Source organism: Curtobacterium sp. MCLR17_054, assembly GCF_003234335.2.
Classification (GTDB): domain Bacteria; phylum Actinomycetota; class Actinomycetes; order Actinomycetales; family Microbacteriaceae; genus Curtobacterium; species Curtobacterium flaccumfaciens.
In genome coordinates this window covers 3,174,364-3,188,050 of the sequence record NZ_CP126263.1, presented here as the reverse complement: position 1 = coordinate 3,188,050, position 13,687 = coordinate 3,174,364, and the positions used below count along the sequence as shown (strand labels likewise).

Here is a 13,687-nt window from a genome sequence, read left to right as displayed (position 1 = left end):
ACGCATCCGCACGCATCCGCACGCATCCGCACGCATCCGCACGCATCCGTCCGCACCCGACGAAACAAACAGCGCAAAACCTTCCGGCACGAGGTTTCCGGTGCTACAGTCCCGATCACCTAGCAGCACTAGGGATTCAGCGGGCACCGAAGCCCCCTGTGACTCAAGGAGGAGTCATGTCGACACCGACGTCGAAGGAAGAACCCACACGGGGCATCGCCGGGACCGCGTCCCCAGCGGTCACCGCAGCCGCCGGAGCCACCGCCACGGACGCCGCGGCGTCCCGAGCGTTCTCGGTCGAGGGCATCACGCAGTCCGTCAGCACCGTCCGGGTGGGCCGCGGCTACCTCTGGGGCCTCAGCTTCGCCCAGTTCGGCCTGTTCGTCGCCCTGCTCACCCCGGTCTTCGTGAGCATGTCGATCAAGGCGACGGAGCTGAACCCGACGAGCCCCGAGACCGTCGTCGGTTCGGTCCTGCCGTTCGGAGCGCTCGGCGCCCTGTTCGCCAACCCCCTGTTCGGCGCGCTCTCCGACCGCACCCGCACGCGGTGGGGCCGTCGCCGCCCCTGGATGGTCGGCGGTGTCGTCGTCTTCGTCGGTTCCCTCGCCTGGCTCGCGTTCTCGCCCGACGTGCTGCAGCTCACCCTGGCCTGGGTGCTGGCGCAGGTCTCCGCCAACGCCGTCCTGTCCACGCTCACGGCGAGCTTCGCCGACAACGTGCCGGAGTTCCAGCGCGGCAAGGCCTCGAGCGTCATCGCCCTGGCACAGAACATCGCGATCCTGGCCGGGCTCTACCTGGCCGTGTACCTGGTCGGCAACCTGCCGGTCCTGTTCATCGCACCGGGCGTCCTGGCGATCGTCGCGGTCCTCGTGTACTCGTTCGTCGCCCGCGACGACCTGCCGACGACGCCGGTCAAGCCCTTCAGCTGGGTAAACCTGATCAGCTCGTTCTGGACGAACCCGATCAAGCACCGCGACTTCGGGCTCGCCTGGTGGGGCCGTTTCCTCATCACCTTCGGCACGTTCATGTTCACGACGTACCGCCTGCTGTACATGCAGGACCGCATCGGGCTCCCGCAGGGCGAAGCGGTCGGGGTCGTCGCGTTCGGCGTCCTGCTGTACACGATCGCCCTGCTCGTCAGTGCGGCCGTCTCCGGCTGGGTGTCCGACCGGATCCAGCGACGCAAGGTCTTCGTCTGGGGTTCGACGGCCATGACCGCCGTCGGCCTGGTGATCCTGGCCCACGTCGAAAGCGTCGGCGGGTTCTACTTCGCCGAGATCGTGCTCGGTTTCGCCTTCGGCATCTACGCCGCCATCGACACCGCCCTGGTCGTCGACGTGCTGCCCGACCCGGAGCGCCCCGGCAAGGACCTCGGCGTCATCAACATCGCGAACGCCCTGCCGCAGTCACTCGCCCCCGCCGTCGGTCTGTTCCTGCTCGGCATCGGTGGCGGCCAGAACTACACGCTCATGCTCTGGGGTGCCGGCGTCGCCGTCATCCTCGGCGCCCTCGTGATCCTGCCCATCAAGTCGGTCCGCTGACCGCCTCCAGGCGGTCACCTGCACCGCACGTGGCCCGTCTGCGCAGGCGCCGTGACGGGCGGGGTGGCCTGGATCAGAGCTGCGGTGAGCGCCTGCCGAACAGCGCGTCGAGGAACCGCGAGAACCGCGACTCCGGCTCGTGGGGCGTCTCGATCGAACGGGTCGGTGAGCGGAAGGCCAGGTCGTGCAGCATGTTCCGCTTCGATCCGTCCCAGTTGGCGAACAGGTAGGTCCCGCCGATGAAGGACATGCTCCGGACCGGCGTGCGCTTCCACGAGTCGGCAGCCACGTAGTACCCCGCGTGGCCGGCGCGGATGTGCTGGATCACGGTGTCCACGTCGATGACACCGGTCGGTGTCACGACGGCGGTGATGCCCGTGCGGTCGCGGGCGACGTACTCGATGAGGTGTTCGGTCACGATGGAACTCTTCGTCACGGTGGTGAGACGCCACGGCAGGGAGCGTGGCGAAGGGGATTCGGAACCGCCGTTGCTTCCGTTTCCAGAGTACGTCCGCCGCGGGCGTGCCGTCCCCGGATGTCCGCCGTTCGCAGATGGATGAGCGTTCAGCGGATGGGGGTCCGGTCGGCCCAGTCCACGATGCGTTCGATCGTGTCGTCGAAGTCCCGCGTGCCGGGGCGGTTGAGGAACGCGTGACGGCTGCCCGGCAGGACGTGTCGTTCGACCTCGGTGCCCGCGGCCTCGAGCTCGTCCGCGAAGCGCTCGCCCGAGGCGCGCATCACGTCCCGCTCGGCGTCGACCAGCAGGGTGCGGGGGAACCCGCCGAGGTCGTCGGACTCCGGGTAGACCGCAGTGGGGCGGCCGCCCGCGTAGGCCCGGTTGCTCAGGTCGAGCAGCAGCGGCGCGTGCGTGAGCCGCCGGTGCCCTCGGACGAGTCGCTGCAGCGCCCGGTCACGCGGGAGTCGGGCGTGGAAGAACCCGTAGGTCAGCACGAGGCCGGCCAGTGGCGGGGCGGTCGCGACCGCGGATGCCGCCAGGCACGCACCGGCGCTCGCCCCACCGAGCAGCAGGCCGGACGGTGCCTCGTGGTGCAGATTGCGGAGCACGGCGACGATCTCGTCCCGCGCGTGGGGCGCCCGTCGTCGCCCACGTGGTCCACCCCGGCCGAGCCAGGGCAGCCCGGGCAGCGGTCCGAGGCGGTAGTCGACGGTCACGACCGGCAGCCCGCGCTCGGCGAGCTCCCGTGCGACGGCATCGGACTCCGGCAGGTCGAGGTCGCCCCGGAAGAACCCGCCGCCGTGCACCCAGACCAGGGTCGGGGTTCCCGTGCCGCCGCTCCGGTCGAACGGTCGGTACCGCCGGACGGGGACCGGCCCGTGTGGTCCGTCGATCCGTTCATCGGCGACCTCGATCGTGTCCTGCTGCTTCCCCCGCATGGGAGCAGTGTCGCAGGGCGCGGGCGGGAGCCGGGCTCGCGGCGCTTGAACAGGCGTACTTTCGGAGCGTCGCGAGGGACACGGCCCGGTAACGATGCGGGCGACCGCTCGGCGGGGCAGGCAGCGTGGAGGCATGCGCCTGACGAGAGCCGCCCTGATCCTGACCACTGCGAGCCTGGCCGCGCTGCTGACGGGGTGTTCCGGCGCGGACGGAGCGGACGGCGGTGCGGCGACCCCGACCGTGACCGAGACCGTGACCGCGTCGCCCTCCGACGCCGCGAGCACCCCGACGCCGACCCCGACCCCGACCCCGACCCCGACCCCGACCCCGACCCCGACCTGTGGTCCGTCGAGCGGTGCCGCGGCTGCGGCCGATGGCATCGCGGCCCTGCCGCTGCCCGCCGGACTCGAGGATGCGAAGTGGGACGCCGCGAACGCCGACTACTCCGGCTACGACGCCTGCGCGCCACTGTCCTGGTCCGTGGTCGCACCCGAGTTCGGGACAGCAGGATCCCCGTACGCGATCCTGCTGTTCCACGAAGGCCGGTACCTCGGCACTGCCACTGCCCAGCAGTACGCCTTCGAGCCGACCGTCGAACGACAGAGCAACTCGGCCGTCACGGTGACCTACCGGTTCGCCAAGGCCGGCGAGCCGAACGCAGCGCCCTCCGGCCGCACCACGGCCACCTTCACCTGGAACGACGAGACCGGCCGCGTCGAGATGACGGGGGACACCCCGCCCGCTCAGTGACGGTCGGCCGGCGCGGAAGCCACGCCGAGCTCCCGCTGCAGGGTGCGGAGGACATGAACGAGGGTGTCGAGCTTGTCCGGTCCGGCCTCGAACCCACGTCCGAGGGCAGACCGCGGCTGCACGACCACGTCGTCACCGTCGGTCGTGGTGATCCAGACGCCGAAGTCGGCACGCTGACCGCGGGACTCCCTCGTCGCGACGGAGAACCGTCGGATGCGCGCCCACGGCAGGTCGAACACCGGCGCGTCCCGTGACGGTGCCCACGCGTGCAGGCCGAACTCGTCGACGGTCCAGACCTCGGGGCGGGGCTTCGGGAAGTCGTCGGAGGTGCGCAGGCCGGACGTCAGCACGGGCAGGTGGAACCGGGGTGCCCGGCCCGCTCCGATGCGCGTGAGCGTTCGGCGGTCGCCTCGCCCGGCGCACAGCGTCGACACGGCCAGCAGCACCCCGAACCCCGCGGCCACGATCGGCCACAGCACGAACGACCCCTGTGTCCGGGCGCTGTCGATGCCGCGCAGGAAGTCCGGGAACGCGAACTCGGCGACGAGCGCGGCGAGCCCCACCGCCGTGGTGACGACCGCCGCGAGCAGCACCGGCCCCCGCTTCGGCACCTCCCCGTCGCGCAGCCGCTGCACCCACCGTTCCCCCGAGTACTCCACCGTGCCATCCTGCCCGTCACGGCCACGGATCGTCCGCGGGCGCGACATGCTGTTCCCATGCAGTCCGTCCGTGCCGCCGCACCCGGTGTCGCCCTCGCCGTGGCGATCGGCATCGTCGCCACCCTCGTCGGCCGGGTCGTCCCGGTGGTCGGCGGTCCCGTCCCCGCCGTCCTGATCGGTGCCGTCGTCGGGTGGCTCGTCCGGCGTCGCACCGGTGGCACACTCGCCGCGCTGGCTCCCGGCGTGAAGTTCTCGTCCAGCCGGGTCCTGCAGTTCGCCGTGGTCCTGCTCGGCGCGCAGCTGTCCATCGGCGAGGTCCTGCGCATCGGCGGTGAGACCCTGCCGGTGATGCTCGCGACGCTCGTCGTCTGCCTGGTGGCCGCGTGGGGGATCGGTCGGCTGCTCCGGGTCTCGGGCGCACTCCGCACCCTGATCGGCGTCGGGACCGGCATCTGCGGTGCCTCGGCGATCGCCGCCGTGACACCCGTCATCGGTGCGGTCAGTGCGGACGTCGCCTACGCGATGTCGACGATCTTCCTCTGCAACATCGCGGCCGTCTTCGCCTTCCCGCTGCTCGGGCACGCCCTGGGCCTCAGCCAGCACGCCTTCGGCGTCTTCGCGGGCACCGCCGTGAACGACACGTCGTCCGTCGTCGCCACGGCGACCGTCTACGGCCGCCAGGCGACCGACACCGCGGTCGTCGTGAAGCTGGTGCGCACCCTGATGATCATCCCGATCGTCATCGGGCTGGCCGGACTGGAGGCCCGCCGCGCCTCCCGCGAGCAGCTCACCCCCGCCAAGGGGCCGGGTCGCGGGTTCCGTGTGTTCCGGCTGGTGCCGTGGTTCCTGATCGGGTTCCTCGTGGTGGTGCTGTTCCGGACGGTCGGGGTCCTGCCCGCGTCCGTGGCGCCGGGGTTCGCGACGGCCGCCTCGTTCCTCATCACGGTGGCGCTCGCCGCGATCGGCTGCTCGACGGACTTCGCCGCGCTCCGCCGTGCCGGGTTCCGGCCGATGCTGCTCGGCATCGCGCTGTGGGTCCTGGTGGCGGGGACGAGCCTGGGCATGCAGGCGGCCTTCGGGCTGCTGTAGGGGTTGCCGGCACGGAACCTATCGTTTATCGTTGCATCGAAATTCGATGGTATCGATGATCGACAGGGGAAGCAGTCATGACCACGCCCGTCTACGAACCGCCCCGCGGGCGGAACTCCTACCTGGCCTACGTCGTCTCGTGTGCGATCGGCATCGCGATCGTGGTGTGGCGGTACGTCGACCTGCTCGTCCACTCGATCGCCTCGGGCACGGTGGCGGTGCCGATCCGGATCCGCGAGACCAGTGCCGTCCCGCAGCCTCCGGGTGGTGCGACGGTGACGTCCGACCAGCTCGTGCTCCGGGCACCGATCGCCGACGTGCCGGGTGGTGCGATCGGGTACATCCGCGTCGGCGACGCGCTGGAGGTCCTGCTCGTCAGCGCCCTCATCGCCCTGGTGGCGGCGGTGGCCTGGAAGATCTCACGCGGCGGGCTCTTCGACCGCTCGACCACCCGGATCCTCGACTGGCTCGGCGGCGCGGTGCTGGCCGCCGGGTTCCTGCCGTCGTTCGTCCGCCGGATGGGGTGGAACTGGGTCGTGTCCGGGCTCGGATGGGACGGGTACCTGCCCACGCCGGTGGTCGACCACCAGTTCCTGCCCGTGTACCTCGGCCTGCTCGTCGTCGTCTGCTTCCGGTTCGCGCTCACCGCCTCGCAGCGGATGGTGCGGGACCAGGCCGGGCTGGTCTGATGCCCCCGGAACAGGAGGACGGCCACGCGGTCGTCTGTCACCTCGACGACCTGCTGGCCGAGCGCGGGATGACCCTGACCGAGCTCGCCGACCGCGTCGGTGTGACCGTCGTCAACCTCTCGGTGCTCAAGAACAACCGGGCCCGCGCGATCCGGTTCTCCACCCTCACCCGACTGTGCGAGGTGCTCGGCTGCCAACCGGGCGACGTCTTCTCGGTGCGCACGGACTGACGATCCCCACCCGTGCCTCACGTGATCCGGGAGTCGATCACCGCCCGGTCGCCGCGGTACCGCGAGAACCCGTACTCGACGGGTGTCCCGTCGGCCAGGCACATCAGCCGTTCGATGTGGAAGATCGCCTGGCCGGGATCGATGTCGAGCAGGTCGGCCGTCCACTGGTCGGCGTTCACGGTGCTCAGGAGCAACCGTCGTGCCTCCGGCCGCGCGCCGGCCTTCCTGACGAGCACGTCGGGCACGTACTCGGTCAGCGGTTCGGCGACCAGGTCGGGGAAGCGCTCGTGCGGGACCCAGCTCGTCCGGACCCGGCTCGGTTCGCCGTCGAACGAGATGAGGCTCTCGACGAAGAAGGCGCTGCTGCCGGTCATCTGCAGGTTGCGCCGGACGGTCTCCGGCGCGGTCACCTGCTGCACGCACAGGTGCACGATGCTGAGCCGGGGCGACTCGAAGACGCTGCCCCCGGCCGTCTCGCCGTAGATCGTGACCTCGTCGGACGTGCGTGCCAGGCTCACCGAGGCGACGGGCCGCACACCGAACGTGCCCGATCGCGGCGCACGGGTGAGCAGCCGCTGTTCCTTGAGCAACGCGAGGGCAGCCCGCAGGACGTTCCGCGTCGTGCCGTACAGGTCGAGCAACTCCCACTCGTACGGCAGCGGCCCGGTGAACCGCCCCGCGACGATGTCGGCCCGGATCAGGTCGGACACCTGGCGGGCCGCGTCGGAGCGTCGGTTGAACCCGATCCAGTGACCCGGTGCCGACGGTGTCGTCCCGACCCCCATGTCGGTCCAGGCAGCGGACGGGGCGAACCCCTCCGGCACGGTCCCGGTCACGAGGTCACCCCCACCGTCGACAGGTCGCCAGTCCAACCGGCCCACCGCAGGAACTCCCGGGCCAGCCGCACCGGGTAGTCGGGCGCCTGGATGTCGAGCGAGACGAACACGCGTCGGTAGAACGTCGGCCCGCCGAGCAGGTCCACGGCGATGCCGAGGTCGACGTCCGGTCGCAGGTCGCCCGCGTCCATCGCCCGCTGCAGCATCGCGTTCACCCGAAGCCGCCGGTCCAGGTGCCACTCGGCGACGGCCTCGGCGACCCGCGGCTCGTGCGACGCGGTCTCCACGATGAGCGGGAGTGCCCGACCGACCGGCGTCGCGACGAGGGCGTGCACCCATCCCCGGGTGAGCCCGAGGACACCCTCGGCGATCGGGGCGTCCTGCACCGTCGGGATGTGCTCCTCCATCAGCCGGATCACGGTCTCGGTGAGCAGGACCTCCTTGCTCGACCACCGCCGGTAGATCGTCGCCGCACCCACGCCGGCCGCGTCGGCGACGGCGCGGATCGTGAACGCGCGGGGGTCGCCCTCGGCCAGGATCTCGACGCACGCGGTGTACACGGACTCGCCGACGGCAGCGCTCCGCGGCCGGCCCCGGACCGGCGCCTCGATGCGCGTCGTGGTGCTCATGCCGCGTCCCAGTGCTCGAGGACCTGGTCCATGGGCCAGACCTCGCCGATCTTGGCGGCGATGTCGAACAGGTTGGCTTCGTGCACGCTCGGCAACCGGTCGCCGACGGCTTCGCGCACGACGATCGGCACGAACCCGTGCTGCATGGCGTCCGTGGCCGTCGCGCGGATGCACCCGCTCGTCGACAGCCCCGCGATGAAGAGCGTGTCGACGCCGCGGGCGACGAGGTCGGCGGCCAGCGACGTGCCGAAGAACGCGCTCGGGTACTGCTTGGGCACCAGGGTGTCGCCGTCGAGGGGTTCGAGCCCGTCGACGAACGCTCCGGTCGACGCGCCGGGCAGGTACGCGGCGAGTGCCGGCACCTTGCGGAAGAACACGCCGGCGTTGGACCCGTCGGCGGAGAGCGCCATCGTCGTGATCGCCACGTGCACCCCGGCGGCGCGGGCAGCGGCGGTGAGCTCCCGCATCCGCTCGACGGGTTCCTCGACGCCCGCGTAGAGCCCGCAGTCGGGGTCGACGTAGGCGCGGACCGGATCGACCACGACGAGCGCAGCGCGTCGTCCTGGGCGGAGTGTGCCGGTGAAGCCGGCTGCCGCGTAGTCCTGGTGGTCGTCGGTCATGGCGTCCTGCTTCCGTCGTGGGTGGTCGTTGCCAGGGTGGGGACGGTCACGTGGACGCCCCCGGCTCGGGGATCGGCCCCGACCTGTCGGGCCGGAGTGGCGCCTCCCGGTCGGGAGGCCCGAACGGACCGAACGCGACGATGAGCGCCCCCAGGGCCGCGCAGCCGGCGAACGTCAGCGCCGCGGCGCGGACGCCGTCGACGAACACCTGGACGTCGCCGGACGGCAGGCTGAGCAGGCTGCCGTCGTAGGCCGCAGCCGCCTGGGCCGCGGACAGGCCGCCCGTCGCGATCGCGAGGCCGAGCGCCGTCGAGAACAGGAAACCAGCGTTCTGCAGGGCCGAACGGATGGCGTTCGCGATGCCGCGGCGGTGCTCCGGGACGCGGGTCATCAGTGCCGACGTGCTCGGCGTCATGAACACGCCGGTGCCGACCCCGACGGCGCCGAGGCCGGTGGCGGTGACGGCGTAGGCGTCGCCGTCGGCGAGGGACACCGCGAGCACCGCGGCGCCGAGCGCGATGAGGAGCATGCCGATGGTCGACAGCGTCCGCGCGGCGACCCGGCGGGCGAGGAACCCGGCGCTCACCGCCGCGACCATCGTGCCGATCGGCGTGGGCAGTACCCAGAGGGCGGCGTCGACGGCGTCCTTGCCGTCGACCGCCTGGAACGACAGGGAAGCCAGCAGGACCAGTGCGTAGCTGGACAGGGCGCACAGCCCGGCGGCGGAGAACAGGGTGATGGTGGTGCGGTCGCGGAAGATCGCCGGGTCGACCAGGGGGTGCGCGACCCGGCGTTGGGTCCACACGAAGACACCGCCGAGCACGACCGCGCCGCCGGTCATCGCGACGACGGGGACGGCCGACCAACCGACCGAGCCGCCGGTCGAGACCGCACCGACGAGCAGTCCGACGGCGGCGACGGACAGGACCGACCCCGGCACGTCGAGGCGCTCGCCGGAACGGGGACGCGTGCTGTGCGGGATCAACCGGAGCGACCAGATGAGTCCGGCCAGTGAGATCGGCACGCCGGCGAGGAAGATCCAGCGCCACCCGAACGACTCGGCGACCAGGCCGCCCACGACCGGACCGATGACCTGCCCCACCGCGGCGACCGTGGCGTTCAGACCGAGGCCGAGCGACAGGATCGACTCCGGGAAGACATCGGTGAGCAGCGCGGTCGTGTTGGTGACGATCGCCGCCGCGCCCACGCCCTGCACGAGTCGGGCGCCGAGCAGCACCGCCGCGTCGGGAGCGAAGCCGCACGCGAGTGAGGCGAGCAGGAAGACGAGGATCCCGGCGATGTAGAGGCGGCGACGACCGACCAGGTCGGCGATGCGCCCGAAGACCAGGATGAGGGTGGTCGTGGTGAGCATGTAGCTGAGGAGCACCCAGCTGGACTGCACGGCGCTGGCATCGAGGTCACGGCTGACGTCGGGGAGCGCGATGAGGAGTGCGCTCGAGGAGATGAAGACGAGGACGACGCTGAGGCTCGACGCGCAGAGCACCTGCCAGGCGCGTCGCCGGGCGGCGCCGTCGTCGACGGTGCGGCTACCGATCGCTCGGCCCTCGCACGGCGGACGACGACGGCACCCTGCGGTGGTGCGTCGTGGTCCGCTGGAAGGCGGCCGCTGCGGACAGCACGAGGCGGTCGTCCCACGGCCGCGCGACGAGCTGCACGCCGACGGGCAGACCGTCCGGCGCCGTGCCCGCCGGCATCATCAGCGCGGGGAACCCCACGTAGTCGAACAGCCGGGTGTTCCGGGGGATGACGTCGTGCAGGTTGAAGCGCTCGCCGTCGACCGACATCGTCAGGTCGTCGAGCCGCGGGGCGGTGGCACCGATCCCGGGGGTGAGCACCACGTCGACGCCGGCCTCGTCCATCCGGGTGACCATCGCGGCCTGCACGAGCGGGCGACGGCGGAGTGCCCGGAGGTAGTCGGCAGCGGTCGGCAGGAACGACACGTCGAACCGGGCGCGGGTCCCGGCGTCGAACAGGTCGGCCGTGCCGGCGTTGGCCTCCTGGTTCGCGGCGAGCTCACCGTAGAACACCGTCCAGCACTCCGAGTCGATCGACTCCAGGTCGTCGAACTCGATCGGTACGAGGGTCGCACCGAGCTCGCGGAACCGCTCGACCGCCGCGGCGTGTGCATCGAGCACCGCACGGTCGACGCGTTCGGTGAACCAGCCGAGCGGGACCCCGATCCGGAGCCCCTCGACCCGTTCCGGCGCGGCCTCGATGAGCGGGACGGCGGGGAACGTCGTCGGGTCCTGGCCGTCGGAGCCGGCGAGGACCCGCAGGACGAGCGCGAGGTCCTCCGCGGAGCGTGCCATCGGTCCGACGTGGTCGAGGGTCCACGACAGGCTTGCGACCCCGGTTCGCGGCACGAGCCCGTAGGTCGGCTTGATCCCGGTGGTCCCGCAGAGGGCGGACGGCACGCGGATCGACCCGCCGGTGTCCGATCCGAGCGCGAGCGGGACGATCCGGGCAGCGAGCGCCGAACCCGACCCCGTCGAGGAGCCACCCGTCCAGCGCTCGGGGTCCCAGGGGTTCCGCACGGCGCCGTACCGGGCGTTGTGCGGCCCGCCGCAGGCGAACTCGGTGGTGGCCGCCGTGAACACCGGGATCGCGCCGGCGGAGCGGAGCCGGGCCACGACGGTGGCGTCGGCCGGGGCCACACGGTCACCGGTCTGGAGCGAGCCGCTCGTGACGATCGTCCCCGCGACGTCGATGATGTCCTTCACGGCGAACGGGATCCCCTCGAGCGGCCGGGCGTCGTCGTCCGCCCAGCGGCGGGTGGACTCGGCGGCGGCTTCCTCAGCCCCGTGCACCAGGCGCAGGACGGCGTCGGACCAGACGTCGTCGCTCGTCCAGTGCGGCGCGAGTGTGGCGAGGACCTCGGACGGGGTCGTGGTGCCGGACCGGTACGCGGCGAGGAGCTCGACGACCGAGGCGGCGGCGGGGTCGGCGGCTGCCCGGGACGCCGCCAGGTCGTCGTCCGGACCGGCAGCGGTCGGCGCCGGCGCCCCCTCGACCGCTGCGTCCAGGAGCCGGCCGAACAGCTGCGCGCTGTGCGCCGGTTCCGCGGGCAGTGCCGACGGGGCGGCGGGCAACGGGTTCGCGCGGCTCGCGGCCAGCGCGCGGTCGAGCTGCGGTGCGATGGTGCCGCGGACCAGGGCGGCGACGTCCGTCACGCGGGGACCGCCGCCGCTGCGTGGGCGTCGGCGAGGTACCGGAACACCCCGGGCTGCCGGTCACGTCCGAGCGGGAAGTCCCGGCGGGCTGCCGCGACCTCGCCGACGTCGATGGTGGCCCGGATGATCGGCCCCGCCTGGTGGGCCGGGGCCGAGACGACCAGGTCACCCCGTGGTGAGACGACCGAGGACCGACCGAAGTAGCTGACGGTCTTGCCGTCGACGGTCTCCTCGCCGCCGCGGTTCGGGGCGAGGACCCACGTCTGGGTCTCGAGCGCGCGGACCTGCAGTTCCTGGGTGAACAGGGTCTCGCGGAAGCCCATCGAGGACACGAGCACGAGCATCACCTCGGCGCCGGCGGCCCGTGACGCGAGCCAGTACTCCGGGAAGCTCCGGTCGTAGCAGATGAGCATGCCGAAGCGGGTGCCGAGGGCGTCGAACACGACCGGTCCGGAACCGGCTTCGAAGTAGTGCTTCTCGTCGACGTCGGAGATCGCGTTCGTCGGGATCGAGGTCTTGCGGTACGACGCCACACGGTCGCCGTGCACGTCGGTGCCCGGCACGAGCGTGCCGTCGGCGTCGATGAGCACCGCGCTGTTGTACTGGGCCCCACCGGCGTCCTCGTAGAGACCGAAGGCGACGGCGGTGCCCAGACGCTTCGCCGCACTCGCGAAGCGGGCGGTCGCCGGACCGGGGACGGGCTGTGCCCAGGACTTCCGGCTGTCGTTGACCACGCCGCAGAAGTAGGGCGTGGTGCAGAGCTCGGGGAAGACGACGAGGTCGGCGCCGACAGCGGCTTCCTCGAACAGGGCGATGAGCTCGTCGAGGGCGACGTCGTGGTCGGCGGGGACCTCGCCGGCCTGGACGACCGCGACCTCGATGACCGGACGGCTCGCTGCGGCGCTCATGCCGTGACCGCGCTCGGAGCAGCCGACGCCACGCCCTCGCGGGTGCGCATCAGCGGCTGGATGCGGGTGCCGAAGTCGTCCATCCCCTGCAGGAAGTCGTCGAACACCAGCATGATGCCCTTCGTGCCCTCGACCGCCGCGGCCTCGTCGAGCATCGCCGCGACGTGGTCGTAGGAGCCGACGAGCGTGCCCATGTTCATGTTCACGGCGCCCTCGGGCAGCGAGATCCGCTTCGCCGTGTTGCCCTCCTCGCCCTCGGCGTCGGTGAGCGCCTGGCCGGTCATCCAGGCGATGGCCTCGACGTCGACCCCGTCGCTGTACCGCTCCCACTTCGCCTGGGCGGCCTCGTCGGTCTCGTCGGCGATGACCATGAAGAGCACGTAGGAGCCGACGTCGCGGCCGGTCTTCTCGCGGGCCTCGAGCAGGGCCTGGTTCTGCTCGGCGTAGGCGGTCGGGGTGTTCACGCCGACGCCCATCGAGAAGTTGTAGTCCGAGTACTCCGCGGCGAACGCCATGCCCTGCGACGACTGGCCGGCCGAGACGATCGGGATGTGCGACGTCGGCCGGGGGAGCATCCGGCAGTCGTCCATCTGGAAGTACTCGCCGTGGAAGTCGCTCCGGCCGGTCTCCCACAGTTCCTTCATCACCTGCATGTACTCGGTCTGGTAGGCGTAGCGGCGCTTGAAGTGCACCTCGTCGCCCGGCCAGAGGCCCATCTGGTCGTACTCCGCCTTCTGCCACCCGGCGACCAGGTTCAGCCCGAAGCGGCCGTGCGAGATCGAGTCGACGGTCGCCGCCATGCGTGCCGCGATCGCCGGCGGGATGGTCAGGACGGCGGTCGTCGCGAACAGGCGGATCCGCTCGGTGCGGGCAGCGAGACCGGCCATCAGGGTGAAGGACTCGAGGTTCTCGTCCCAGAAGCCGCTCGGGCCGCCGAAGCCGCGCAGCTTGATCATCGAGAGGGCGAAGTCGAAGCCGTACGACTCGGCCTTCTGCACGATCTCGAGGTTCAGGTCGAACGACGGCTTGTACTGGGGCGACGTGGTGGAGATGAGCCAGCCGTTGCTGCCGATCGGGATGAAGACGCCGATGTCCATGGGGGACTCGCTTTCTGTGGTGGGTGTCGAGGGAGGGACGAACGGGGGGAGC

The 13,687-nt window shown here is 71.6% G+C and carries 15 protein-coding genes; 5 read left to right on the top strand and 10 right to left on the bottom strand.

The window, feature by feature from the left end; genetic code table 11:
• The first annotated feature begins 176 nt into the window (after nt 1–176).
• Nucleotides 177–1,541, top strand: a complete 1,365-nt coding sequence (locus DEJ08_RS15060; RefSeq protein WP_111055475.1) for an MFS transporter — start codon at nt 177–179, stop codon at nt 1,539–1,541.
• Between the two features lie 73 nt (nt 1,542–1,614).
• Here DEJ08_RS15060 and DEJ08_RS15055 read toward each other — a convergent pair whose 3' ends face one another.
• Nucleotides 1,615–1,959, bottom strand: coding sequence for a hypothetical protein (locus DEJ08_RS15055; protein ID WP_071405928.1), 345 nt, complete (start codon nt 1,957–1,959; stop codon nt 1,615–1,617).
• Between the two features lie 146 nt (nt 1,960–2,105).
• The gene (locus DEJ08_RS15050; protein ID WP_181439068.1) at nt 2,106–2,936 is read right to left on the bottom strand and encodes an alpha/beta hydrolase; all 831 of its coding nucleotides are present in this window, start codon (nt 2,934–2,936) and stop codon (nt 2,106–2,108) included.
• Between the two features lie 133 nt (nt 2,937–3,069).
• Between DEJ08_RS15050 and DEJ08_RS15045 the strand changes: the two genes are divergently transcribed.
• On the top strand, nt 3,070–3,687 hold the full coding sequence (locus tag DEJ08_RS15045) for an LppP/LprE family lipoprotein (RefSeq protein WP_284180477.1): 618 nt from the start codon (nt 3,070–3,072) through the stop codon (nt 3,685–3,687).
• Here the strand turns inward: DEJ08_RS15045 and DEJ08_RS15040 are convergent.
• A complete protein-coding gene (locus tag DEJ08_RS15040) occupies nt 3,681–4,394 on the bottom strand; it encodes a hypothetical protein (protein ID WP_111055472.1) in 714 nt (237 codons plus the stop codon). The two genes, DEJ08_RS15045 and DEJ08_RS15040, sit on opposite strands and share 7 nt — an antisense overlap.
• Before the next feature lie 9 nt (nt 4,395–4,403).
• Between DEJ08_RS15040 and DEJ08_RS15035 the strand changes: the two genes are divergently transcribed.
• The 3 genes from DEJ08_RS15035 (at nt 4,404) to DEJ08_RS15025 (ending at nt 6,354) form a co-directional block, all read left to right on the top strand.
• Complete coding sequence (locus DEJ08_RS15035) at nt 4,404–5,435, top strand: YeiH family protein (RefSeq protein WP_111055471.1); 1,032 nt, start codon at nt 4,404–4,406, stop codon at nt 5,433–5,435.
• Between the two features lie 77 nt (nt 5,436–5,512).
• Nucleotides 5,513–6,124, top strand: a complete 612-nt coding sequence (locus DEJ08_RS15030) for a hypothetical protein (protein ID WP_111024466.1) — start codon at nt 5,513–5,515, stop codon at nt 6,122–6,124.
• Nucleotides 6,124–6,354 (top strand): helix-turn-helix domain-containing protein, encoded by a 231-nt coding sequence (locus DEJ08_RS15025; protein ID WP_071245067.1) that lies wholly within the window; start codon nt 6,124–6,126, stop codon nt 6,352–6,354. The genes DEJ08_RS15030 and DEJ08_RS15025 overlap by 1 nt, the downstream gene beginning before the upstream one ends.
• 17 nt (nt 6,355–6,371) lie before the next feature.
• On the opposite strand, the gene DEJ08_RS15020 is transcribed toward DEJ08_RS15025, so the two are convergent.
• From DEJ08_RS15020 to rutA, 7 genes are read right to left on the bottom strand one after another with little or no spacing between them, the layout of a single operon-like run.
• Entirely contained in the window at nt 6,372–7,190 is an 819-nt protein-coding gene (locus DEJ08_RS15020; RefSeq protein ID WP_071405936.1) for a GntR family transcriptional regulator, read from the bottom strand.
• On the bottom strand, nt 7,187–7,819 hold the full coding sequence (locus tag DEJ08_RS15015) for a TetR/AcrR family transcriptional regulator (RefSeq protein ID WP_111032736.1): 633 nt from the start codon (nt 7,817–7,819) through the stop codon (nt 7,187–7,189). The genes DEJ08_RS15020 and DEJ08_RS15015 overlap by 4 nt, the downstream gene beginning before the upstream one ends.
• The gene (locus DEJ08_RS15010) at nt 7,816–8,439 is read right to left on the bottom strand and encodes an isochorismatase family protein (protein WP_111047322.1); all 624 of its coding nucleotides are present in this window, start codon (nt 8,437–8,439) and stop codon (nt 7,816–7,818) included. Before DEJ08_RS15010 ends, DEJ08_RS15015 begins: the two co-directional genes overlap by 4 nt.
• A 46-nt stretch (nt 8,440–8,485) precedes the next feature.
• Nucleotides 8,486–9,943: an MFS transporter gene (locus DEJ08_RS15005; protein ID WP_181439067.1), complete on the bottom strand. Its 1,458-nt coding sequence runs from the start codon at nt 9,941–9,943 to the stop codon at nt 8,486–8,488.
• A gap of 43 nt (nt 9,944–9,986) precedes the next feature.
• A complete protein-coding gene (locus DEJ08_RS15000; RefSeq protein WP_111055469.1) occupies nt 9,987–11,630 on the bottom strand; it encodes an amidase in 1,644 nt (547 codons plus the stop codon).
• Nucleotides 11,627–12,538: a carbon-nitrogen hydrolase family protein gene (locus tag DEJ08_RS14995; protein ID WP_111055468.1), complete on the bottom strand. Its 912-nt coding sequence runs from the start codon at nt 12,536–12,538 to the stop codon at nt 11,627–11,629. Before DEJ08_RS14995 ends, DEJ08_RS15000 begins: the two co-directional genes overlap by 4 nt.
• Nucleotides 12,535–13,635: a pyrimidine utilization protein A gene (gene rutA / locus DEJ08_RS14990; RefSeq protein WP_111055467.1), complete on the bottom strand. Its 1,101-nt coding sequence runs from the start codon at nt 13,633–13,635 to the stop codon at nt 12,535–12,537. The genes DEJ08_RS14995 and rutA overlap by 4 nt, the downstream gene beginning before the upstream one ends.
• Between the last annotated feature and the right edge of the window lie 52 nt (nt 13,636–13,687).